Origin of the sequence: Leptospira sanjuanensis (genome assembly GCF_022267375.1) — a bacterium.
In the GTDB taxonomy this organism is placed as follows: domain Bacteria; phylum Spirochaetota; class Leptospiria; order Leptospirales; family Leptospiraceae; genus Leptospira; species Leptospira sanjuanensis.
Map to the genome: position 1 here is coordinate 2634995 of NZ_JAIZBH010000001.1, position 23189 is coordinate 2658183.

20 protein-coding genes and 1 tRNA gene are annotated in these 23189 nt (G+C 46.4%); 15 read left to right on the top strand and 6 right to left on the bottom strand.

Going from position 1 to position 23189, the window contains the following annotated elements:
- Positions 1-67 precede the first annotated feature (67 nt).
- The 8 genes from LFX17_RS11860 (at position 68) to recJ (ending at position 7112) form a co-directional block, all read left to right on the top strand.
- On the top strand, positions 68-808 hold the full coding sequence (locus LFX17_RS11860; protein WP_238746856.1) for an LIC11073 family putative lipoprotein: 741 nt from the start codon (positions 68-70) through the stop codon (positions 806-808).
- Positions 805-1569 (top strand): 16S rRNA (cytidine(1402)-2'-O)-methyltransferase, encoded by a 765-nt coding sequence (gene rsmI / locus LFX17_RS11865; protein ID WP_238746857.1) that lies wholly within the window; start codon positions 805-807, stop codon positions 1567-1569. The genes LFX17_RS11860 and rsmI overlap by 4 nt, the downstream gene beginning before the upstream one ends.
- Before the next feature lie 15 nt (positions 1570-1584).
- A complete protein-coding gene (locus LFX17_RS11870) occupies positions 1585-1908 on the top strand; it encodes a flagellar biosynthesis anti-sigma factor FlgM (protein ID WP_135572243.1) in 324 nt (107 codons plus the stop codon).
- A gap of 83 nt (positions 1909-1991) precedes the next feature.
- Positions 1992-3158: an iron-containing alcohol dehydrogenase gene (locus LFX17_RS11875; RefSeq protein ID WP_238730444.1), complete on the top strand. Its 1167-nt coding sequence runs from the start codon at positions 1992-1994 to the stop codon at positions 3156-3158.
- A gap of 149 nt (positions 3159-3307) precedes the next feature.
- Positions 3308-4039, top strand: a complete 732-nt coding sequence (locus LFX17_RS11880; RefSeq protein WP_238746858.1) for a glycoside hydrolase family 25 protein — start codon at positions 3308-3310, stop codon at positions 4037-4039.
- 214 nt (positions 4040-4253) lie between these two features.
- Positions 4254-4829: a DUF1564 domain-containing protein gene (locus LFX17_RS11885; protein WP_238731586.1), complete on the top strand. Its 576-nt coding sequence runs from the start codon at positions 4254-4256 to the stop codon at positions 4827-4829.
- Positions 4830-4863: 34 nt separating this feature from the next.
- On the top strand, positions 4864-5184 hold the full coding sequence (locus LFX17_RS11890; RefSeq protein WP_100763885.1) for a bactofilin family protein: 321 nt from the start codon (positions 4864-4866) through the stop codon (positions 5182-5184).
- 2 nt (positions 5185-5186) lie between these two features.
- The gene (gene recJ, locus LFX17_RS11895) at positions 5187-7112 is read left to right on the top strand and encodes a single-stranded-DNA-specific exonuclease RecJ (protein WP_238746859.1); all 1926 of its coding nucleotides are present in this window, start codon (positions 5187-5189) and stop codon (positions 7110-7112) included.
- 168 nt (positions 7113-7280) lie between these two features.
- On the opposite strand, the gene pcnB is transcribed toward recJ, so the two are convergent.
- The gene (gene pcnB / locus LFX17_RS11900) at positions 7281-8810 is read right to left on the bottom strand and encodes a polynucleotide adenylyltransferase PcnB (protein ID WP_238746860.1); all 1530 of its coding nucleotides are present in this window, start codon (positions 8808-8810) and stop codon (positions 7281-7283) included.
- 53 nt (positions 8811-8863) lie between these two features.
- On the opposite strand from pcnB, the gene LFX17_RS11905 reads away from it, so the two are divergent.
- Positions 8864-9880 (top strand): M23 family metallopeptidase, encoded by a 1017-nt coding sequence (locus LFX17_RS11905; protein WP_238730448.1) that lies wholly within the window; start codon positions 8864-8866, stop codon positions 9878-9880.
- Between the two features lie 124 nt (positions 9881-10004).
- Complete coding sequence (locus LFX17_RS11910) at positions 10005-10940, top strand: prolipoprotein diacylglyceryl transferase (RefSeq protein WP_238730449.1); 936 nt, start codon at positions 10005-10007, stop codon at positions 10938-10940.
- Between the two features lie 139 nt (positions 10941-11079).
- Here LFX17_RS11910 and LFX17_RS11915 read toward each other — a convergent pair whose 3' ends face one another.
- The gene (locus LFX17_RS11915) at positions 11080-12465 is read right to left on the bottom strand and encodes a protein-disulfide reductase DsbD family protein (protein ID WP_238746861.1); all 1386 of its coding nucleotides are present in this window, start codon (positions 12463-12465) and stop codon (positions 11080-11082) included.
- A gap of 221 nt (positions 12466-12686) precedes the next feature.
- Between LFX17_RS11915 and LFX17_RS11920 the strand changes: the two genes are divergently transcribed.
- A complete protein-coding gene (locus LFX17_RS11920) occupies positions 12687-13415 on the top strand; it encodes a hypothetical protein (RefSeq protein WP_238746862.1) in 729 nt (242 codons plus the stop codon).
- A 253-nt stretch (positions 13416-13668) separates the two neighbouring features.
- On the opposite strand, the gene glnA is transcribed toward LFX17_RS11920, so the two are convergent.
- A complete protein-coding gene (glnA, locus tag LFX17_RS11925) occupies positions 13669-15090 on the bottom strand; it encodes a type I glutamate--ammonia ligase (protein ID WP_238730452.1) in 1422 nt (473 codons plus the stop codon).
- Positions 15091-15418: 328 nt separating this feature from the next.
- Here glnA and LFX17_RS11930 point away from each other — a divergent pair, with 328 nt between their 5' ends.
- The 3 genes from LFX17_RS11930 to LFX17_RS11940 all read left to right on the top strand — a co-directional run bounded on the left by LFX17_RS11930 (position 15419) and on the right by LFX17_RS11940 (position 17238).
- Positions 15419-16780, top strand: coding sequence for a hypothetical protein (locus LFX17_RS11930; RefSeq protein ID WP_238746863.1), 1362 nt, complete (start codon positions 15419-15421; stop codon positions 16778-16780).
- 78 nt (positions 16781-16858) lie between these two features.
- Positions 16859-16932, top strand: a tRNA-Met gene (locus LFX17_RS11935).
- A 21-nt stretch (positions 16933-16953) separates the two neighbouring features.
- On the top strand, positions 16954-17238 hold the full coding sequence (locus LFX17_RS11940) for a Cys-rich protein (protein ID WP_238730454.1): 285 nt from the start codon (positions 16954-16956) through the stop codon (positions 17236-17238).
- Positions 17239-17396: 158 nt separating this feature from the next.
- On the opposite strand, the gene thiH is transcribed toward LFX17_RS11940, so the two are convergent.
- Together thiH and LFX17_RS11950 are read right to left on the bottom strand one after the other, a co-directional pair.
- A complete protein-coding gene (gene thiH / locus LFX17_RS11945; protein ID WP_238746865.1) occupies positions 17397-18515 on the bottom strand; it encodes a 2-iminoacetate synthase ThiH in 1119 nt (372 codons plus the stop codon).
- Positions 18496-19323, bottom strand: a complete 828-nt coding sequence (locus tag LFX17_RS11950; protein WP_406600677.1) for a thiazole synthase — start codon at positions 19321-19323, stop codon at positions 18496-18498. The genes thiH and LFX17_RS11950 overlap by 20 nt, the downstream gene beginning before the upstream one ends.
- A gap of 215 nt (positions 19324-19538) precedes the next feature.
- Here LFX17_RS11950 and LFX17_RS11955 point away from each other — a divergent pair, with 215 nt between their 5' ends.
- Positions 19539-20081, top strand: a complete 543-nt coding sequence (locus LFX17_RS11955; protein ID WP_238746867.1) for a DUF1564 domain-containing protein — start codon at positions 19539-19541, stop codon at positions 20079-20081.
- Between the two features lie 254 nt (positions 20082-20335).
- Here the strand turns inward: LFX17_RS11955 and LFX17_RS11960 are convergent, their stop codons facing one another.
- Positions 20336-23110 (bottom strand): chromosome segregation SMC family protein, encoded by a 2775-nt coding sequence (locus LFX17_RS11960; protein ID WP_238746868.1) that lies wholly within the window; start codon positions 23108-23110, stop codon positions 20336-20338.
- Between the last annotated feature and the right edge of the window lie 79 nt (positions 23111-23189).

The window sequence follows — 23189 nt, forward strand, 5'->3', positions numbered from 1 at the left end:
AAATTCTATCCGGAAGAGCGGAATCCTTCTCTAATTTTTGAGAAATTAAATCCTGCGCAAGATAAAAATGTTTCTGAAAATTTTCCGTCCAGCGATTCTCCCAATCCTATTTTTTATAGGAATCTCATTCGGTTGCGGTACGAATACGGACGTGGCTCAGTCGCCGTTCGTTTTTATTTCTCCGGTTGGAGTTCCCCAGTTTTTGAGCGTCATCGCGGTCAACGAAGGAATCACCGATACGGTCGCAAAGGATATCGACTTTGTTTCCGAACCGAACAGCTATAAACCGGAATTCTTAATTCGTTATTTTGTGACAAACGCCGAACCGCAGTTTGTAGGTTACAATCTCTACATTACCACGGCGGCCCCTTCCGTCGCGGAAACTTTGGCCGGTGGAAATGTTTATCTGGAAAACGGGGTTCAACCTTCTTTCCCGCACCTCGCTTCCGAAGCGTCCACGAGTTCCGCAAAACTGCAAACACATCGGATCTTAAATCAAATTCCTCCTCCGGGTGTTTTTCCGTTTATCAAGTGCGAGGTTTATACGTTCACGTTGCGGGCGCTGATGAACAGCGGGATTTTTTCGAATCCTTCCACTCCCGTGAGAATGTGCGCGTCTTCCCGTCCTTATCTTTGTCCGGTCGGTTCGAGCTGCAATCCGTCCGAATGCAACAACGCGGCGTGTTCGACGACGGTAAAACAAAACTGTCCCGTGGGAACTCTCTGTAATCCGTGTACGGTCGCAGGCGCGGAAGAAACCGGTTGCGTTTGTCCTTCGGGCTCTTCTCCACCGGGCTGTAATCTATGAGTTCAGAGGAAGAATCGGCGGAACAAACTTCGACCGAAATTCCTCTCGAACCGGGAACATTGTATGTGGTCTCCACTCCGATCGGAAACTTGGAAGACTTAACTTTTCGAGCCCTTCGCATCTTAAAAAACACCGATCGAATTCTCTGCGAAAACGCGGGTCATTCCAGAAGACTGTTTCAATCCTATTCGATCACAACACCCGCTTCCACTCTGTATCGGGATCAATCGGAAACTCCGTATCAGGGTATATTAGAAGAATTGAAAGCGGGAAAAACGTTCGCCCTTGTTTCGGACGCGGGAACTCCGGGTGTTTCCGATCCGGGTTCTCATCTGATTCGGATCGTCCGAGAAGCGGGTTTTAAAATCGCTCCGATTCCCGGCGCGAGCGCCCTCACTGCGCTCCTCGGAATTTCCGGGTGGCAGGCAAACCCGTTTTTGTTTTTGGGATTCTTATCCGAAAAGAAGGGTAAAAAAAGAAATCAACTTACCGAGTGGAAGGAGTTCGAAGGGCTGATTATGATCTTTGAATCCGTTCACAGAATCGGAGATACGCTCGCGGCGGTGCAGGAGGTGTTCCCCGATTGCGAATATTTGATGGGCCGGGAAATGACCAAAATTCACGAGGAAATTCTCCATTTTTCCCCGATTCTATCCGGAAAACCCAAGGAATTTGCTCATAAGGGCGAATTTGTGGTTTTAATCAATACCAATCGGAAAAAAATGCTTAAAGGCTCTCTTGGATCGGTCGATACAAATTAGTAGAGGTAACAAATCATGACTATCGATAAAATCGGTGGGATCGGTGGAAGCGGATACGAACCGAAAAGAACCACTCCGGTTAGAAAAGCTGAGTCAAAAGAAGCTTTTGACAACGTTTCTATTTCCGATACCGCGAAACAAAAAGCATCCGAAGCAAAACTTCAAGCTGAAGTTCAGACAATAGCACGCAAAATTCTTTCTACTCCGGACGACCAAGACCGTTCCGTTAAACTCAAAGAAGTTAAGGAAAAATTAAAGAACGGGGACTACGACAATCTGAGTGCGGACGTATTGAATACGATCGCCGATAGAATCTCAGAAACCATGTTGGGCCAATAAGAACGTTCCGGATAAACTGATTTTTACCTCTATTTAAATTAGAAGAATTCCGATTCACCAGATAACTCTGGGGGACGACGACGATGCCGATACTCCCCGATTGGGTTAACTACACATTTCCTCCCAAGATCCACTTTGAAGCAGACTGCGGCTACAAAGTGGGCAACTTCGTAAAAAATATTGGCTCCCGCACGGTCATCTTCTCCACACAACAAGAGCTGGAGAATATGGACGAACTTTCCATCATCAAAACCAGTTTGGAAAAACATATCGACGGCGTGATTCTTTACGACGATATCGTGAAAGATCCCACTCCGGAAGAATTGGATACGGCCGCCTACTTTGCCAAGATCGCGAACGCGGATTGCATCATCGGTTACGGTTCCTATGAATCCATCTCGATGGCGAAAATCATCGCGCTCCTTGTAACGAACGACATCTTCGCCGAAGAAATGTTAAACGACAAGAAGGCGAAACTGAAAAAACCTCTTCCGTTGATTCTGATTCCCACTCATCCCGTTTTCGGTTTGGAATGTTCACCGATTTCAACGATTCTTCTCGGGGAAGAAAGAATCACGAAATACTTCTCCCACGAACTTTTATTTCCCGAGTTGATCATCGCGGACCCTAAGATTTCCTCCTTTATGAGTTCCACGGACATTTCCAAGGTCGGTGTGGGAATTCTGGCTGCCGCGGTGGATACGATTCTTTCCAAGTTTTCAACGGAACTTACGATTTCATCCGCGCTTCGGGCAATCGAACTTCTCCAAAAAAACCTGATTCCTTCCATCCGCGATCCGAAAAACATCAACTACAAGAACGGTCTCTATGCGGCGAGTCTTTTAACCGGAATCGCTCAGTCCTCCAGTTCCTTAGGACTTTGTTTCGCTCTTTCATTAGCAAGTGCGAATATTACGAATTTGGATATTTTCCAGTCCATGTCGATCCTTCTTCCCCACGTCATGGAATACAACCTCACCTCCTCCGCCGGTAAATACGTGATGATCGCGAGAGCCTTGGACGAGGATATCACGAATATCTCCGTGATCGAGGCGGCGATCAAAGCCGTGGAGGGAATCCGTAAAATTTTTATCGAACTCAAAATTCCGCAGAGGCTTTCTGAATACGAAGTGAGAAAGATCGATCTTCCGTTGATCGCCAATCTTGCGGCTTCGTTTCCGTTTTTGGATTCGCTTCCGAGAGAACTTCCTAAGAACGAGATCGAGACGATTTTAGTCGCCGCATTTTAAGTTGTCCGGCGTGGATGCGGCTTCGTTGAAGGGCGCATCCGTATGAAAAACCGGTTTTTTTTAATGTGGGAACTCATACGAAACTGCGCGAGCATGCCTAGTTCCGAATCTTCATAAATGTAGGATCTCACACAAAAAAAAGAACAGCGATGAAATCCAAAAAAATCTTTTTCATTCCATTCTTGCTTTTATTCTTTTCAACGGCCGGCTTCGGATTGTATGAGTTTTTGGATCGGGGTTGGATTTGGTTCGTTTCACCTTCCCGTTCCCGATATCCGATCTGTGGAATCGACGTTTCCAACCATCAGGGAAAAATCGATTGGAGCGCGGTTCCGAAATCGGAAATTTCTTTCGTATTTATCAAAGCGACCGAGGGAGGAGATTTTGTGGATCGCTCCTTTGCATTCAATTGGAAGGAAGCGAAACGCAACGGTTTTCCCGCGGGTGCGTATCATTTTTTCACCCTCTGCAAATCCGGAAAGGAACAGGCGGAGAATTTTATTCGAACCGTTCCGAAAGAAGTCGATTCTTTGCCTCCCGTCGTCGATTTGGAGTTCGTCGGCAATTGTAAGGAAAGGCCTCCTGTGGAAAATGTTTCCGCGGAGATCGCGGATTTTTTGAAAGCGGTCGACTCGCATTACGGTAAGAAGACGATTTTATATCTTACATACGAATTCATCGATCTTTATATCGGTTCGAACTTTCAGGATCGTTCCGTTTGGATTCGGGATATATTCAAACATCCGAATACGTTTTCGGATATAAGATGGATTCTATGGCAGTATCATAGCAGGGGACGGGTTCGCGGAATTAAAGGTCCTGTGGATCTGAACGTTCTCCAAGGAGATTTGAAAAGTTTAGTCGAACCTTTTTCTTTGTAAAAGTCGTTCCTTAAATTGGAAGGATCGGTCCGTTTTATTGAGCTGAATCCTCCGGTTCGAATGACAAAGGTACATTCAAAAACCCAATACAATTGGGACTCGTTCGTTCCTTGAAGGATGTTTAGGATGAAACTTTTTTCGGAGTGGCGGAGGTTTCTGTAGAAAAAATCCAAGTTTTAGGAACCGTTCTGTTCTTTTGAGAACCGCTTACTGTATGGGTTATTTACTGGTAAGTTCCGATTTTCAACTTTCCTCACGGCTGCAAGAATCGCATACGGAAACCGTCACACTTTTGATTCCGGAAGAAACCTGGAATCGTTACTCAGAGAAAGAAGCCAGAAAATTACCGCTTCGAATTCCTTATTTGCTACAGAGATATGGAAAGTATCTTTCCGCAATACCTCGTCTCGGTAAGAAAGCCGGTCGGACTTTGTATCAGCCAAGTTCTGGTTCGCGAAGGATGAAGCGCGTGAATGCTCGGTTGAGCACCGGGAGTTGGACTTTTTTGGGAGCACTTGCACAGGCTCATGGGGTATCCCGTTGTTTTCTCTTTCATTATCTTCTGTGGTTGGAGGCCGTGGGGGTCGGAGACTCTATCGAGAGAACGATGAATGAGGGAGTTCCCACATTCCATCGGTATTACAGTTACATCCTCACCCTAGATCTACTCAACAATCGGGTGACGCGACGCCTCCGCTGCAAACCGGCGTCCCATTTTTACGCGTTAAACTATACGGAATGGTACCCTGAATTCCGCAATTCCCCGACAAACCCTCAAAAAAACATTTGAAACCGGCTCTCTAAAACTAAAACTTGGAGCCAGAATGAGCGACGAACATATCGATACAATCATCGGAGACGATATTCATTTCCGAGGAAAACTGAAATTCAGTAACTCCCTCAAAATCAAGGGCAACTTTAAAGGAACGATTGAAACGACCGGAAAACTCGTCGTAGGCGACACCGGCGAAGTGGAAGCGGACATTGAAACAGGAACCCTCGAAGTCGAAGGAAATCTGAAAGGAAACGTTTCCGCAAACGAAAAAGTCTCCATTCGTAAAACCGGCAAAGTGATCGGCGATATCCGCACCCCCGATTTAGAAATCGAATCCGGAGCGAGATTCAGCGGAAACAGCGCTATGTAAGAATGCCAAAACTTTCCCCTTTTTCACACGGCCCGGGTTTAAAGGACTTAGTTCCTTCCGGGTTCCGTCAACATCTCAGCCCGCTTCAACATCGATTCTACGAAACGCACCTTCGGGATAAATCCCATCCGGAACATCTTCTCTACCACGGACTCCGCGAACTTCCTTCTCCGTTTTTACTTCCCGATCTCGAACCGGCCCTCGAACTTCTCAAAGAATTCGTTCGCCTGGAAAAAAAGATTCTTCTCTTCGGCGACCGGGACTGCGACGGGGTTTCCTCCACGAGCCTACTCGGAGGATTTTTAAAAAGGATTCACAGGGGAGAATTGATTCTGAAAACTTCGAACGAAGAAGACTACGGACTATGCCCCGCCGCTCTCGATTTCGTAAAAAAGAATCGACCCGATCTGCTGATCACTCTCGATTTCGGAACGACCAATCACATTCAAATCGACGAACTTGCATCCCTCGGAATCAAGGTCATCGTCCTCGACCACCACGAAATCCCGGAACGGATTCCCGATTGTTATCTGATTTCCCCGAAACGGCAGGATTCGCAATATCCGAACGAAAAAATCTGCACCTCAGTTCTGGCTCTCAAATTCATACAGGCTTACCTGTATTCTTCTTTGGAAGAATACAACCGCGCGGTTTGGATTCCCGACGGAAATTCCCTATTTTCAGGTTATCTAATATATCGAGGTAAACTTCTCTTTCAAGGGGATCGACAGGAAGCGGAATCGAAATTTCATCTTCCGATCATGGACGAAACGTTCGTATTCAAATCCTCTTACCCCGAAAGAGAATGGTTCTATCATGAATTTCTAAACTACCCCGCGATCCTCGAACAATATCTTCAGAACTTCGACCTGGCCTCGATCGGAACGGTCTCCGACATGATGCCTCTCTACGGAGAAAACCGGATCATAGTCCGCGAAGGCTGTAAGATTCTTTTCAGACTCTATCGCAAAGAAACACGCCACAGAGAGGGGCTTTTTCAACTCCTTCAATTGATGGAACTCGCAGACAAACACGTGACTTCCAAGGACTTGGGCTGGGGACTCGGCCCGATGATCAATTCCGCGGGAAGAATGAATCGGACCGAAGTCGCATTAAATTTACTCCTGGAAGAAGATCCGGCGCGTGCGCAGATCGGCGCAAAAGAACTTCAAAAACTCAACGAGGAACGAAGGGAAAGAACGAAACGCAACTTATTCAAGGTGGACGGTTTCCTAAAACGGAAAAAAGAAAGAACGGAAAAGCCCGTCCTTTTCTGTTACGAACCCGACTTCGAACCGGGAGTTTCCGGAATCGTCGCCACAAGGCTTGTGGAAGAATACAAACGCCCGGTTCTTTTCATAACTCCCGATCACGGTCACGCAAAAGGAAGCATTCGTTCCTACGGTAAGGAGAACGTCCTCAATCTTCTGAAAAAAGCGGAACCGCTTTTTTTTCAATTTGGAGGCCACAAGGAAGCCGGTGGATTTTCCCTGGAAATCGAAAAAATCCCTGAGCTTGCAAAGGTCGTTTTCGAAAACGCAGACCATTGGCTCGAAGAAGAACAAAAACAAGCCGCGCTCGATCAAACTCCAAGTCTCGTCACTCTGCAACCCGAAGAATTGAACGCAAAACTCTTTCAGGAACTTTCTATCTTCGAGCCGTTCGGTCATGAGAATCCGGTTCCTCTTTATTCCATCAAGAACGCGAAGATCTATCATACAAAACCGATGACGGACGGTAAACACGTTCGTTTTAGAATCTTAGGTGCGCCCGAATCGATCCAATGCCTGATCTGGAACCGCGGAAAAGATTTTTTGGATTTATTAAGCAGAGCGGGAAGCTTGGATCTCTGGGGTTCTTTGGAAGAATCCACCTTTCGGTCCAAAACGTCCCTTCAATTTGTGGTGAGTCATTTTCAAGAATCGTAGAATTAAGAATCGAAAACGAGCGATCGAATTTTAGATTTTGATCGTTTAGTCCGCGAATTCGACACTTACAATTTTTTGAATATACGCGCCTGCTGACGCAGGCGCTGCCATCGATCCACCCTTTGAACGGCGCCTACGACGACGCGGGCTCGGACGGACCGAATTTTCTTAATCCTCTCCGGGAAAGTTCGCGGAGTTGTTTCCGATGGAATCATCCAGATCGGCTTTTCTGGAAGTTTCGTTTCCGCCGCCGGGGGATTCTTCTCTTCGATTCCCGCGTTCTCCCTGAGATTGTTGCCCTTGTTGAGCTTGACCGCCGCCTTCTCGATTGCGATTCCGGAAATTTTTATTCCGATTTTTGTTTTGGCGCTGGCCTCCTTGCTGTTGGCCGCCGCCTCCACCACCGCCCCCGCTAAACTTCTTAACCGGGATCGGTCTTTTACGAACGGAAATTTCCCAAAAGAACGCGCTCTGAATCGATTGTTCGTCGTTTTCAGCGATCGCTCCGATCTTAAAGACCATAAACGCATCGTAGAAATAATCCTTCATTCGGAAGAAATTATTCTGTGACGATTTTTCGTCTTCGGTGCTTAAGAATCGTTGCTGGCTCGCAAAAATCTTTATCAAACGATCCTTGTCCTTTTTAGGGGTTTCCAAACGTTTGAAGATCGGTTCCAGACTGTTTTTGATGGCCGGAACCAGATGCATATTCTCTTTTTGTAATGCTTCCGAAGCGAGGTCCGAAAAGATCAGAGAATAAAAGATATGAGGAGTCATCTCCTCCCGTTCGGTCAGGAGTTTGTCCGCGATCGCAAGGCGTTTTCCGATATTGGTTTCGAGAAACTTCTCGCCGAAATTGGAATTCTTCTTTCTTTCCTTTTCAAAGGCTTCCTTAAAAAGGACTTCTAAAAGCCCGTGTTCGGCCATACCCTGAAAGATCAGGGAGGTTTTCCAAGTACGGAAGATCTTATTGTATTCTTCCAGCATTCTCGAGCTGGAAGCTTTTTCCAATTCGATCTTGTGTTTACGGATCGCCTTAGCGGTCGTCTTTTCAATATTCAATCCGAGAATCTCCGCGAACTTAACCGCGCGCAGCATTCTTACCGGATCTTCGCGAAAGGAGATGTCGGGATCCCCGATCACTCGCAAAACCTTATTCTGAATGTCTTCAAAACCGCCGACGTAGTCTATGATAGAATCGTTTCTTACGTCATAATATAAGGAATTGATTGTAAAGTCTCTGCGGGCCGCGTCTTCCTGTGGCGTCCCGAACTTGTTGTCTCTCTTGATGAGGTAATCTTGATCCTCCACGGCTTTCCCGAGTCTGTAGTCAGGCAGGGAACGAAAGGTACTGACTTCGATCACTTTTCCGCGGAAAAGTATATGCACGATTTTGAATCTTCTTCCGATGATACGGCAGTTATTAAAGATCTTTTTGATCTGATTCGGTGTCGCGTTAGTGACAACGTCGAAGTCTTTCGGCTTTCTTCCGAGAAGAAGGTCGCGAACCCCTCCTCCCACGATATAAGCCTTGAAGCCGAATTTATTCAGCCTGTGGATGATTTTGACCGCGTCCTCATCTATCATGTTTTTGCGGATCAGGTGGGCATCCCGGTAGTAGCGTTTGCCGTCCGGGTGAGAGAGAATATCCTCAACTGATCCTATTTTTTTCTTGAACAGATTGGACAGGAATTTCATATAAAGAATGGGTCTATAATCCCTTCGATCCCCCTACCTGCAAGTAAAAATCTATGACAAGCCCTGCAAAGTACGATCTCAAATTGACTCATTCCGAGCGCTTGCAGGTCGGAATTCTCAAATCCAAAAATTGGTTCAAAAAGTTCAAAGAATCCGGCTCCAAAAAGATCTCCTTTTTGCTCGTTCCGCACAGTCATGAGAACGTGATTCGTATCGAACTCAACGTCTTTATGGCTTGGTTCCTCGGAATCCTCTCCAGTCTGATTCTCGTATTGGCGTTCGTGTTTCTTTCTTACTTGAACTTCTTCTATCGTCCGGACGAAGACCTCTTTCAGAAGAGCGATGAGAATGTCAGTCAATATCTTTACTACGATATGCTTCTCCAGGACGCCAAAAAGGAAATCCGCGGCCTGGAAAGAAAGACGGAGCAGCTCAATCTCGTCGCTTGGGACGAGGTTCCTTGGAAACGGATTCTGACATACGAAGTCATCCCCGAGTTCCGTCTCAAAAAAGAAATCCCGGATTCGGAAACAAACCTGGAGCTCTACAAAAATACGGTCGAAGGTTTTGCCGCGCAAAACATAGAACTCTTTCGGATTCGTCAGGCGTTTGAAAACGCATTCGATTATCTCGAAGAAAGGGAATCCATTCTCTACGCACTTCCTAGGGGTCGTCCTTTAAAACCCGGAGTGGGTTTCGTTTCATCCACGTTCGGCGGAAGGGTCGATCCGTTCGGGCTTGTTGTTTTAGGAGAACATCACTCCGGCGTGGACTTCGCTTCCTCCGAAGGAACTCCGATCTATGCGACGGCTCCGGGCATCGTCGTCGAATCCGGTCAGTCTTCGGGCGGGTTAGGAAAGAACATTCGGATCAATCACTTAAACGGAATCTTTACCGTGTACGGTCACTGTTCTCAGATTCTCGTCGAAAAAAATCAGATCGTAAAACGGGGAGATCTCATCGGTCTTGTGGGTTCCACCGGTAAGGCGACCGGACCGCACGTTCATTACGAAGTTCACATGGGACAAGATCCTCCCGTCGATCCTGCGGAATTCATCAACATCGAGTGACCTCGACTTCTTTCTCTTCGTTCCTTTTCACGAAAAGAATTCGCTTTCTCGGAATCGCTTTTGCCTATTTTAAAAAAGGATTATGGGTTGATCCATTCCTGCGATCGTTAGTATTGGTTACACTATGATCGATAGAATTCCAGTTCCGTTTCTCAAACAATTCTTCAATTGGGACGGACCTTCCACGTTCAGCATCCTGATGATGTTGGGTTTTTTAGCCGCGTCTTATCTTCTTCCCAAGGAATTAAAACGAAGAGGTCTTGAACCGGAGCATTCCGATTGGCTTCTTCTTTTGGGAATCTTAGGCACCTTGGTCGGCGCGAAGATTTTTTTCGTATTTGAAATCTGGGATCAGATCTTCGTGGAAACTCCCGGCTTTGACGGAAAGTATCTCTATCCCCTAACGCATTGGTACGGTTTTCCGGGTAGAATGGCCCTCTGGGACAATTTGTTTTCGGGAAGCGGTCTTGTTTTTTACGGCGGGTTTCTGTTCGGAATTCTTTTCATATCTCTTTATATGAAATACTTCAAACTCGACGTGCCTGCGTATCTCGACGCAGCGGTTCCGAGTATGGCGATCGGTTATGCGATCGGAAGATTGGGCTGTTGGGTTTCGGGCGACGGCTGTTACGGATTTGCGACCGACGTGCGGATTCCTCTTTTGGTTTTCGACTATCACGGCGCTCATCCCTCCGGAGTTCCCGTTTGGAACACTCCTCTCATCGAATCCATCGTTTCGTTTTTGTTCTTCTTTTACTTTCAATATTGGGCAAAGAATCAGAACTTCAAAAAGTTTTCCATCGGGGCGCAGTATTTGGTTCTGCACGGATTTGCAAGATTGATGGTGGAATTTTTAAGAGTGAATAAGGCGGTGTTTCCGTTTATCGATCCTCCTTCGATCGTGAACATTCCGAACGCGGAACAGAACCCCGCGTTCTTGAACCAATACTATTGGCACGGCTTTTCTCAGTCTCAGTGGGTTTCGATCGCGATCATAGCGGCAGGAGCGTTCTTCATCATCAAGGGCAAGCTCTGGCAGAAAGAAGGTGCGGCCGCCTAAAACGGCGAGTCCGCGCGTTAACTCGGCAAAACGCTTCCTGAACTCAGCGGATGCCTCTCTACGGATCGGCACCTCACTCTCAGAACTCGGCGGATGCCTCTCTACGGATCGGCATCCAGGTCGTTCGTCCGGTCGCGTTTTAAAACGAACGCTTTAATGTTTGGATCATCGTGGTCGTGTCCTGATAATCCGTATTCTTATACAAAAGATTTCCGTGTTCGTCCAGGATCACAAAGAAAGGAAGGCCGATCTTGAGTTCTTCAAAACGGGGATCGTTCGCGTAGGTTTCAAAGATCGGATCCTGATCTTTGATCTTCAGTAGAACCGCGCCCCGCAACGCCTCGTTCAAAGCAGGATCGTTTTGCGTGAGCTCCTCAAAGGCCTTGCAGTTCGTGCACCAATCCGCATAGAAATCGATAAAAACTTTTTTACCTTCTTCCTTTCCTTCCGTGTAAGCCTTACCCGGAGTTCGAAACCAGGAAAGATTTCCTTTCGTTTCGATTTCCGCCGTGGATGCAGAATAAGAACCGCCTAAGTTCGGTGCGAGAAGAATGACAAGCCCCGTCGCGGACAAAACGACCCCGCCGAGAAACAAAGCCTTCTTCATTCTTACGTAGCGGTTCCAATCCTCCGGAAGAAAGAAGTAGAGACAAACCAGCAAAAACAAAATCCCCAGGGCCGCCGGCGGAATCGCAGAATCGGCAATTCCCCAACCGCTCAACGACTTTTGAAAATACGTATAAGAAAAGTATAATACGAAAATACCGAGAACCCACTGAATCCAGCGCATCCATTTTCCGGATTTGGGAAGACTCAGGCCGAATACTCCGATCATCAAAAACGGAAATCCGAGTCCGACTCCGAATAAGAACATTTTAAACGAAGCCAAAAGAATCGAACCGGCAGTGATCGCCCCCGCCCCCGCGGTGATTTGCAAAAGGATCGCGACGACCACCGGCCCGACGCAGGGAGAAGAAAGAAGTCCCGCGCCCATCCCCAAAAGGAACGTTCCTCCGCAACCTTGTGCGGTTTTCACTTCTTTCGATTGGAAAAAAGGAAGATGGATCAGATCCAAAGAGCCCAAGGCCAAAAGAAAAATCAAAATCGCGAGTCCGAGATTTACGATCGGATATCGAAGAATGACGTTAAACGCACCGCCCGAAAAACCGGCGATTACGCCGAACGACGCATATACGACCACGAGCCCGAGATAATAAATCGAAGGATGAAGAATGCGGGGGGAACCTTCTCCCCTGGCCCGAACGATTCCGACCGTGATCGGATATAAGGGATAAACGCACGGTAAAAGGCTTGCGAGAACGCCACCGGAAATCAGAACGAATCCGGTCGTCCAGTCAAAGGCCCCGCTGGAAACGCCTTCGGAAACGGATTTTTGAATTTCGGAAAACCAAGAAACGGAAGTGGTTTCTGCGGATAAGGAAAGACAAACGGTGAAAAAAGACAGGAACCCCCAAACTGCAAAACTGCGTCGAAAAATCTTGTATAGGGCGATTCTTAGTAACACGGATCAAACGACCAAAAAATACGAAATCGTTTCGAGAACTATGCTTCCGCTTAAAAATCAGAGGTCAACCCGATTCTAAACGCACCATGCCCGAACTCGTAGTTTAGACTGGATGCGTTTTCAAAAGATTCTTTTTTTGCGGAAAGGGAGAAGGGGCTACCCCGTTTTTTCAGCGATTCCTCCCTCACCTAAAAATCGGAATCTGCCGAAAATCATTCTGAATGCGCCCCGGAATTCTCAGACTCTTCTATTGTATCCTCTTGGGGATATGGATCGGTGCGGAAACCGCGCCGGTTGGAGCCGAGATCGACCTCGACTACAATTACGAATACGAGAAGAACGGGCCTTATACGAAATTCTCCGATTGGGTTCCTTACAAACTCCATAAATGGGAGCCCAAATTTTTAGAGGATTATTACCAGCTCTACGGACTCAAACTCCATTACAAAGAGAACGAACTGAGAAGGGATATTTACTTCCTAAAAATCGGATTGAAGAAACGTTTTCGTCATCCCAAGAACGCGCTCTGTCCGATCGCCGACGAGGACGAATATTACAAATACCGCAACCTTCTTTTTATGCACATCAATCTGCAGATCATGCGTTCCTACATGAGAATCGCGTCCCAATTTGATAAGCGACATCTGTATTTTTACAACCTGGACTTTGCATACGAACTGAACCGCTCTTTCGAGGTCGCCGACGGATTTTATAAGGAAGCCATTCCCTATTGGAAAGAAGCTCAGAGATATGCGGATCGTTCCTCCGAAATCGACAACGACTTGGATCTGGGAACCTTGGAGACGGAACGTTATGAAATCATCACGGGGAAACTCGATTTCGGAAAGATCATCGAGGATCATTTGGCCCGTTTAGAAAAGAAAAGAAATACGGTGAAGGAATATCTGAACAAACATCCGGACGCCAACAAACCCGTGCTCGAACAGTAAAAGTAGGAGTTCCCACAAGGAGAATTTTTCTTGAAAATGTAAGAATTCTCTGATATAGAAAAGTCTGCCGATTTTCTCCCGCAAGCCCGCCTCCTCCACCCAATTAGGGTGGGGACAACCTTGTTTTACAGCAAAATCGTCGGAGCTCTTACAGGCACAATTCTCCCTAAAAAAAAGCCCGAGAAAAATCCCGGGCTTTTTTTCGATTCTGCGTTTGAAAACGGCGCCTCCGTAAAGTCGACGCCCTTTTCGATTAGCAGGAATAGGTCGTAAGGAATTCGAACGGGTGAGGTCTTCCTTCCCAAGGCCAGATTTCAGTTTCAAACTTATACGCTTTGTAAGTTTGAATGAATTCTTCCGTGAACACGTCTCCTTTTTTGAGGAAGTCTCTGTCGAGGAGCATGTGCTCAACCGCTTCTCTCAAAGTGTGAGGCATCTGCTGAATTCCCTTCTCGCGGATTTCATCCAGAGAAAGTTCGAAAAGATCTTCTTCCCGAGGTGGACCCGGATCGATTTTCTTTTGAACTCCGTCGATACCGGCCATCAGCATCGCCGCGAAAGCGAGATACGGGTTCGCGGAAGAATCAGGGAAACGGAACTCGACTCTTCTTGCTTTGTCTCCGTTAACGAAAGGAATACGGCAGGAAGCGGAACGGTTCTGAGCGGAATACGCTAAGATAGAAGGAGCTTCGAAACCGGGAAGAAGTCTCTTGTAAGAGTTTGTGGAAGCGTTTGTGAAAGCCGCACAAGCTTTTGCGTGAGAAAGAACCCCGCCGATGTAGTTCATAGCGGTGTCGCTGAGGTTTTGATATCCTTTTCCCGCGAAAAGGTTCACGCCGTTTTTCCAGATGGACTGGTGGCAGTGCATCCCGTTTCCATTATCACCGTAAAGAGGTTTCGGCATGAAAGTCGCAGTCTTACCGTAGTTATGCGCGACCATCTTCACGACGTATTTCAGTTTTTGAACGTTGTCCGCGGCTTCGATCAGAGTTCCGAATTTCACACCGATCTCACCTTGGCCTTGCGCAACCTCGTGGTGAACCACGAAAGTTTCCATACCGATCTGGTGAAGAGTCTTAACGATCGCAGCTCTCAGATCCACTTGAGAGTCCACAGGAGCTACCGGAAAGTAACCGCCTTTGGTTCCGGGACGGTGACCGGTGTTTGTAGAACCGGGGAAATCCGTATGAGAATTCCAAATCCCTTCCGAAGAATCGATTTCGTAGTATTGAACGTTGATCGCGTCTCTTACTTTGATGTTGTCAAAGATGAAGAATTCGTTTTCAGGACCGAAATACGCGGTGTCCGCAAGACCGGAAGACTCGAGATATTTCAGAGCTTTCTTAGCGATGGAACGAGGACATTTTTCGTAGAGTGCGCCTTTGTAGATGTCGAATACGTCGCAGAAAACCACAAGAGTAGGATCCGCAGTAAAAGGATCTAAGAAGATCGCATCCGTATCCGGAATCAATTGCATGTCGGATCTGTCGATCGGCTGCCAAGCTGGAATGGAGCTTCCGTCAAAAGGTAAACCTTTAAAGGAATCTTCAGTGATAGCAACTGTGTGATAAGACACGTGGTGCCAAGCTCCTTTGATATCCGTAAAACGGAAATCGTAGAAAAGAACGTTATTCGCCTTGGCGTATGCGATAACTTCACTAGGTGTTCTGGACATTCTATTCTCCTATTTGTCTTCGAGTATTAATAACTAATCTCTAATTCACGCGTAGCGTGCGTCTGTAAACTTTAAGCAATTATCGTACCATTGGAATGAAATCCGATGATTTCCGAAAAAAAGGGAACAATTCCCTTCTTCTATCCGATTGCGGGACGAATCCGGAATCAAAGTAAAATTCCTTGAAAGGCAGGCAAGCCCTAAAATACACTGCGGTAGCAGATTTTATCTTTTTTCCAATCCGATTGGCAACTAGCTTAATTTTCGTACAAAGACAGTACCGATAATTTACATTCTGCATAAATATTATTCAGCGTTCGAGAAATCCATGAGACAAATTCATTTTCTTACCGAAGCGGAGTTAAAACGAAGAATGGATCGCGAAACTTTCACGACCTTATTCGAAACTTCCGAACCGACCGAAGCCGCTTTGAAAAAATTTTTTGCCCAATTGAAAACTTGGGCCGAAGAACAAAACGCGAAGTATTGCATCGCGTTTTCGGAATCTTGGTTTGAACGCTTCGAACTCTTGGAAACGGAAAAATCCCCCACCCGTTCGATTACGAATCTATCGAAGATCGTCAATCCTCCGTTTGCCGGAGTTCCGTCCAAATTCTTCCCCGCATTCGTATGGGGAGAATCCCTCTATTTCCCTTTCGCGACTGAAGAATCCACACTTTCCTCCAAGATCGCGATGATGGAAGAAAAGATCGAAGTCGAAGCAAAGCAGAAAACGAAATCGACTCGGAACGCCTCGATCTATCGGTTAGAATTTCAAATCATAACCGGGGATTCTTTCGGGCTAGAACAAATTCTGAATTTGGACATTCCCGCAAGTCTCGTCGAAAAAATCATCGAACGCGACGGAGAATTCTTTTTACTCACTCCGAAATTAAACGGAACCCGCGCCCTTTTCGCGATATATCTTTTGTCCACGATCTCCGAAAAAATCGAATTCAATTTTTCTAAAGTAACGATCGAACTGAACACCGATCGTGCCGTCCTTCCGATTTGGTTCAAACGTTCCGGAGGGGCGTTGGCGGGGATCGATGCGGAGAATTCTCCCGGCTACCAATCGGGAAATTTTCCTTCCTTGGAGATTGCCGCTTCTCCGTGGTTGAGCGCTTCGTTTTTGTTTTTAGTATTGAATTCTTCCTTATTGGATGCATGGGAAAATGCGGGAACAAACGAGGCCGGATCGGGTGGCGCCGCGAGTGAAACGAGCGGCGGCGGTTCTGAAAATCGTTTGCCTATGGATTTGCAAACGGAAACGATCGCTTCGTTTCCCCGTTTCGGAAGGAACGAATCTTGGAGAGATCTTACGGAACATCGTTTTGCGTCGCGGGTTTCGAGGCACGCGGGAGAAGAGGAGAATTTCTATCACACTCTCCTTCAAAAAGAATACGAAACTTCCAAGAACATTCTCGATTCCACATTAGAAACTCGTAAGGAAGAATTGGAAGAATTCGAAATTCCGGAATTACTCGATCGATTGAAAGCGGCTCAGGATTCTTCCCAAACGATTTCGTTTCACGAAGGCGCACGTGAGGATTGGAAAACGATCCAGTCGGCAATCATGAATTCGATTTTAGAACGTTGGAAGGAACGCACGGAACTGACGACGAAAAAAATCGAGGAAATCTCCTCGGCTTCCGCATGGAAAAATCTGATCGAAATCTGGAAGTCCTAGGTTAGAAGGAAACCTTGACAGGGCGATTCCCCTGAAAAAAATAGCACTGGAACCGATTTTATCGGGTCCAAACAAAGCGGCGACGTAGCTCAGCTGGTTAGAGCAACGGAATCATAATCCGCAGGTCCGGGGTTCGAATCCCTGCGTCGCTAATCGTTTCAAAGGAGAAGACGTTGAAACATCTCTTTCTATTGATTCTTTCTTTCTTCCTTCTGGCAGGTTCCGTGTCAGCCCAATCCGCTACTTGTAACGAAGTTTGCGGTTTTTACTTTGGCTGTGTGGAGCAAAACGCTCCGAGAAAACTCAGCGCAGATGAAAAAACGAAAGTAAAAGCAGGTTGTTTGAATTCTTGTAAAAAACATACGGCGGCAGTCGCAGCTTGTTTCGAAAATCACAAGTCTCAGTGTAAACCGTTCAACGATTGTATCGTAAACGCATACAACTCGAATAAAAAATAAATCTTAGAACCACCGAATTTCCTTCAAAGTAAAAACGATTTGAAAGGGAAATGTGAAAAGAGCGGGAACAAACCCGCTCTTTTTTTATACAAAGGGAACGCGGCATAATGAAGCAGCCTCGAGGGCGGCAAAGAATACGCCCCTCGCCTGTCCCCCCGTCACTCCAAAAGCGCGCGATCGAAGTCTTTAAAGACGGGATCCAATCCGCGCGCTCTGAGCGTGGTCACCAATTCGGGAATGGTTCGGTTGTCCTCGATTTCAAATTGTTTGAGCGCGCCGGAATCGGAATATCCTCCCGGCTCCGTTTTGGATTCCACGGACATGTGCGTAATCCCTAATTCGCAAAGATGGTCCCTGAGTTTCTGCGATTCTCTTGTGGATAGAACGAGACCAACGTCCGGAAAAGAAATCCGAAACGCGAACAGATAACGCACAAAGTCCTTGTCGCCGATCGGAACGATTTTTTGGAAATTCCCGGCCGCAGGCCGCATTCTCGGAAGAGAAATCTGGAAGGACGTTCTCCAGTATTCTTTCATTAGATATTTTGCATGTTCTCCGAGTTTATACAATTCTCCGAGAGGATCGGAAAGCCCGAGAAGCGCGCCGAGACCGATACGTCGAAATCCTGCCTTTCCTCCCCGATCCGGAGCCTCGAGACGGTAACGCATATTCTTTTTGATTCCGCGATAGTGATTCTCCGCATAAACGATCGGGTCGTATGTTTCCTGATAAACGACAAGAGCCTCCGCCCCCGACCCGATCAAAGATTCGTACGGTTCTAGATCGAGGGGATAGATTTCGATCGCGATGGAATCGAACGATTTTTTGAGAATCGACACCGCGTTTCGAATGTATTCCAAATTCGTTTTGCTGTAATCCTCTCCCGTCAATACGACAAGATGACGGATCCCCTTCGACTTGAGAACTTGCGCTTCCCGTTCGATCTCCTCTTCGCTTAACGTTTTGCGCGGAATTTTGTTTTCGTAGCTGAATCCGCAATAAAGACAGGAAGAGCGACATTCGTTGGAAAGGTATAAGGGCATGTAGAGCTGAATCGTGTTTCCAAAACGTTCTTTTTTGATTTGTTTCGAAAGAATTGCCATCGGCTCCAAATACGCGGATGCCGCGGGAGAAATTAGAGAAACATAATCTTCGAATGGAACAGATTGCCCGAACGAAGATTTATGAAGCGCGCTTTCGACGTCGTTTTTCGTTTTGGAACGAACGATTTCAACCGCGTCCTCGAACGAAGTTCTGTCAAAAAGATCCGTGTACATCTCTTTCTTCTTCGTTTAAAAAACCGGTTAAAGGACTGGAAGCCGAAGCCTCCAATTTGAATTTTGCGCCCGTTCCGCCGTAAAGTTTTGCGAGACGTCCCGCTTCAGTCGCGAGTCGAAACGCTCTTGCGATAGCGGATGGATTTTTTGCGATAGCGATTGCGGTATTGACGAGAACGGCGTCCGCACCGAGTTCCATCGCCTCCGCAGCGTGGGAAGGAAGACCGAGTCCCGCGTCGACTACGACCGGAATTTTGGATTGAGCGATGATGATTTCAAGATTCGCTTTCGTACGGATTCCGAGATTGGAACCGATCGGGGAACCGAGCGGCATTACTGTTGCGCAACCGGCTTCTTCCAAATGTTTGCAAAGTATCGGATCGGCGTTGATGTAAGGAAGAACTTTAAATCCTTCTTTAACGAGAATCTCGGCGGCCTTTAAAGTTTCGATCGGATCGGGTAACAAATATACCGGATCGGGGGTAACTTCGAGTTTCACCCAATCACCGGCTCCGAGTTCTCGCGCAAGCCTCGCAAGTCGAATCGCCTCTTCCGCATTTCTCGCACCGCTCGTATTTGCTAAAAGGAGAATTTTGTTTCGATCGATTCTGGAAAGAATATCGTCCTCAGGAGCTTCCAGATCGACTCGTCTAAGCGCGACGGTCACGACTTCCGTTTCGGAGGCGATGATCGCGCTATGCATCGCTTCACCCGAAGAGAATTTTCCGGTGCCAAGAAAGAGTCTGGATTGAAACGTTTTGCCCGCGATGACGAGCGGATCGAAGTTCATGTCGGAGGAAGAAGTCATTCTACTGTAGAAATCTTCGGACAGGGCCACACCGTCAAGAAGAGAAGATTGGAAGAAGAAATTGGAAGCAGTTTTCAATTTCGTTTGAAATTCTATTTTTCGTTTTAATTCGGTTAAAAAGAAGCGCTTCCGGCGCAGAGTTCGGATTTTGATGCGGTTTGATCTTTTTTTATTTTTTTCCCTCTCTGAATCGAGGACAGGGAACCGTACGAAACATGGCTGGCATTTATCTCGATATCGATCAGAAGATTCAATCCGTTTTGGTTTCATCCGAATCGAATGTGGAAACTCTCCTTTTCCAGGAAAGTTATCTCAATTCGTTAAGCACCGAACAGCGAAAGGTTTTGCCGAAACGAATTCTTCCCTTGTTGCGTAAGTATCAAAAGTTCCTTCTTTCTAAACGGAGAATCAATCGAAATGCTCAGAAAACTTTATACCAAAGGAATGTCGGGAAATTAGTTCGTTTGAATATGAGAGTGAACACCGGAGTTTGGGCAATCTTAGGTGTTATCGCCGCCGCTCATGGAGTGTCTCGATGTTTTTTAGTGAATTATATGATTTGGTTGGATGATTCCGGCGTCGGAGATTCTATCGAAGAAAAATTAAATGTGGGATCTCCCACCTTTCAAAACTCTTACAGTTATCTCTGGCACTTAGACCTACTTAACAATCGTATTACAAAAAGTCTTGAATTTCGGCCAAATCCGATTTGGTTCTTAACTTCGGAGGACATTCCGCCTCGATTTGGAGCAAAGTAAAAGCGATACATTTTTTAAAGAAAGTCAAGGCGTGGAAATACGGATCAAACAACGAACACAAGATTGATTGAGCCGAACAAAAAACGGAATAAGCGTCTCACAAAACGATTGCAGGTTCAGCAGCAAACTACAGCACATCGAATCACATTCGCCGCTGAGAACTACGTGCAAGCAACACCATGCCGCAACGCGCGAAGGAATCGTTTTCGTTGCATTCGAATCGAAGAACCGCGGAAGCACCGCGGCTTACGAAGCTAAACGGCCGTTTCGGTGACTTTCTCCGCGATCGAAGCGGCTTCATCCAGCTTCAAAGAGAGAATTCTCGAGATCCCCGGTTCCTCGTTCGTCACTCCGAACAAAGAATTCGCGCGATTGATCGTGGATTGTGCGTGCGTAATCACGATAAACTGGGACTTATCCTTGAACTTATCCAGAATTTGGCAAAAGCGAAGTTTGTTCGCCTCGTCCAACGCCGCGTCGATCTCATCCAGAAAACAAAACGGAGAAGGTTTCACCATGTAAATCGCAAAAAGAAGCGCGATCGCGGTCATCGATTTTTCACCGCCCGACAATAAACGCAAGTTCTGAACATGTTTGCCCGGCGGCTCGGCCATAATTTCGATTCCGGCATTTAAACTATCTTCGTTCTCGGTGAGTTCCAACATCGCACGTCCGCCGTTGAACAAGGTGGAAAACGTTTCTTGAAAGTTCTCGCGAATCTTCTCAAAAGTTTCGCGGAATAATTTTTCCGATTCTTCGTTGATTCGATTGAGAACGTCTTCCACGTCCGCTTTGGATTTTTCGATATCCTCTTTTTGAACGCGATGGTGTTCGTAGATCTCCTTCACACTTCTATATTCTTCGATGGAAAGAGGGTTGATCGAACCGAGCATTTGGATATCGGACTTGAGTCTCTTCAGTTTAACTTCTTCTTTGGTTCGTTCCAAATTGCGGTTTTGAAACTCCGCGACGAGTTCTTGTTCCGAAATCGAATAATCGTTGTATAATTCTTCCGTAAAAGAATCGATCTGAACTTTCAAACCCGAAACGGTTCTTTCCTTTTCGGTCAACACAGGAATCAGATTTTTAAAATCGTCCTGATTCTTTTGAATATCGTGTTTGAGATTTTGAATCTCTTTTAAGATGTTCCGCAAGGATTCCTTTTCGGATTCGAGAGCGCGGCTCATGTCCAAGAATTCGTTGTAGCTCGACTCGATCTGCTGTTCGAGTTCGGAGACTTCTCGCTCAAATTCCTGCTTTTTGGAGATTACGTTCTGGATCGAATCTTTCGCGTTTTGAATTCTCTTTTCGATTTCTTCCTTGCGGAGCCCGATCGCCTTTGCGGCTTCCAATCTTGAATTTCGTTCGGAGCCGAGTTCCAAAACTTTTTTTTCTAAGAATACGGTTTGTTCCTTGTTGGCTTCCAGGTTTTCGCGCAAGGATTCTATCTTTAAACCGGAATCCTTGATGCTTCTCGTAAGATTTTCGTTATCCAAGATCAAGTCTTCGATCTGTTGATCCAACGTTTCTTTTCTGGATAAGAATCCGTCCCGATCAAAAAGAATATTACGGATCATATCTTCGAGGTGAACGAACTCTTCCAATTTCGATTGAACATCGCCTAAGTTCAGTTTTTCGAGAACGGAAGCGATCTTGGACTTTTCGGAAAGCTCCCAATTCTCCCGTAGCTCCGCAATCTCGCGGGAATATTCGGACATCTTAGAAAGAAGAAACTCTTTCAATTCCTTTCTTCTATTTTCCGTATCGATCGCTTCTTTCTTTCTGGATTCGAGTTGGCTGATCAACTCAAAGATGACTTCTTTGAGTTTTTCGCGAAGTTCGTTGTGGGCCTTATCGTTGGAAGCGATCTTGGATTCCTTTTCGACAACGGCCGCGTTCTCGTCTTCGATTTGTTTTTCCAGAACGAGCTTGGAATCCTTCAGCTTTTGGATCTCTTCCTGAAGAAGTTCGATTTCTCCTTCGAGTTCGGCGCATTCTTTCTGAATTCTTTCCAAATCGATGACGAGCAAGCTCAAAGAAGATTCCTCTCCGTTCAAAGTTTCCGTCATCTCGGAGATTCTTTCCTCGTATTCGAGAATGATCTGTTTGTTCTTTTCGATCTTCTCTTTTTGAATCTTCGTTTGGGAAAGATGATCGTATAATTTCTTGTCGATTTCGGAAACGCGCTTTTCGATTTCCGATTTATCTTTTTCTAATACTTCGATCCGACCGGTTTCCTCGCTGATCGTATCGAGCAAGGTTTGATTCTTATCCTTGATGCCCTGCAGTTCCTCTTCCGAAGCTTTCAGCTTTTTGGTAAGAGTGGAGAATTTCAGATAACGAATGATTTTGTCGGTTTCGTCCAACTCCGCCTTGAGTTTGAAATAGGCTTCGGCTTTTTCGGCCTGCTTTTCCTTGACTTCCATTTCCTTCTTCATGGAATTCATGATGTCGTGGATGCGGAGAAGATTCTGTTTCGTGTCGTCCAGACGTTTCAACGCCTCTTGACGTTCCAGTTTGAATCTGGAAATTCCGGCGGCTTCTTCGAAGATCAGTCTTCGTTCTTCCGGCTTGGAATGAAGAATGCGGTCGACCTTTCCTTGTTCCATGATCGAGTAAGAAGACTTACCGATTCCCGTATCCATCAGAAGTTTTTCGATGTCCTTTCTTTGAACTCTGGAATCGTTGATGCAGTATTCGTTGTTGCCGTCCATGTAAAGACGGCGAGTCATCTTAACGGACGGATAATCCATCTTAATCAATCGGGAAGAATTATCGAAGATCACGGAAACTTCCGCATAACCCGCGGGCTTGCGCGCTTCGGAACCGTGAAAGATCACGTCGTCCATCTTGTCTCCGCGAAGTCCCTTCGCGGACTTTTCACCGAAGACCCATTTTACGGCGTCAACGATGTTCGACTTACCGCTGCCATTCGGTCCGACAACGGCGGTAAATCCCGGATCGAGAAGAATTTCGGTCTCGTCCGCGAACGTTTTGAATCCAACAATATTCAGACTTTTTAAATACATAGTTTTTGTGTTTTTCGTTTCCGATTGTTCCGGAAAGATGTTTCCAATTGACCAGATTTGGGCAGGGATTAGAATGCAC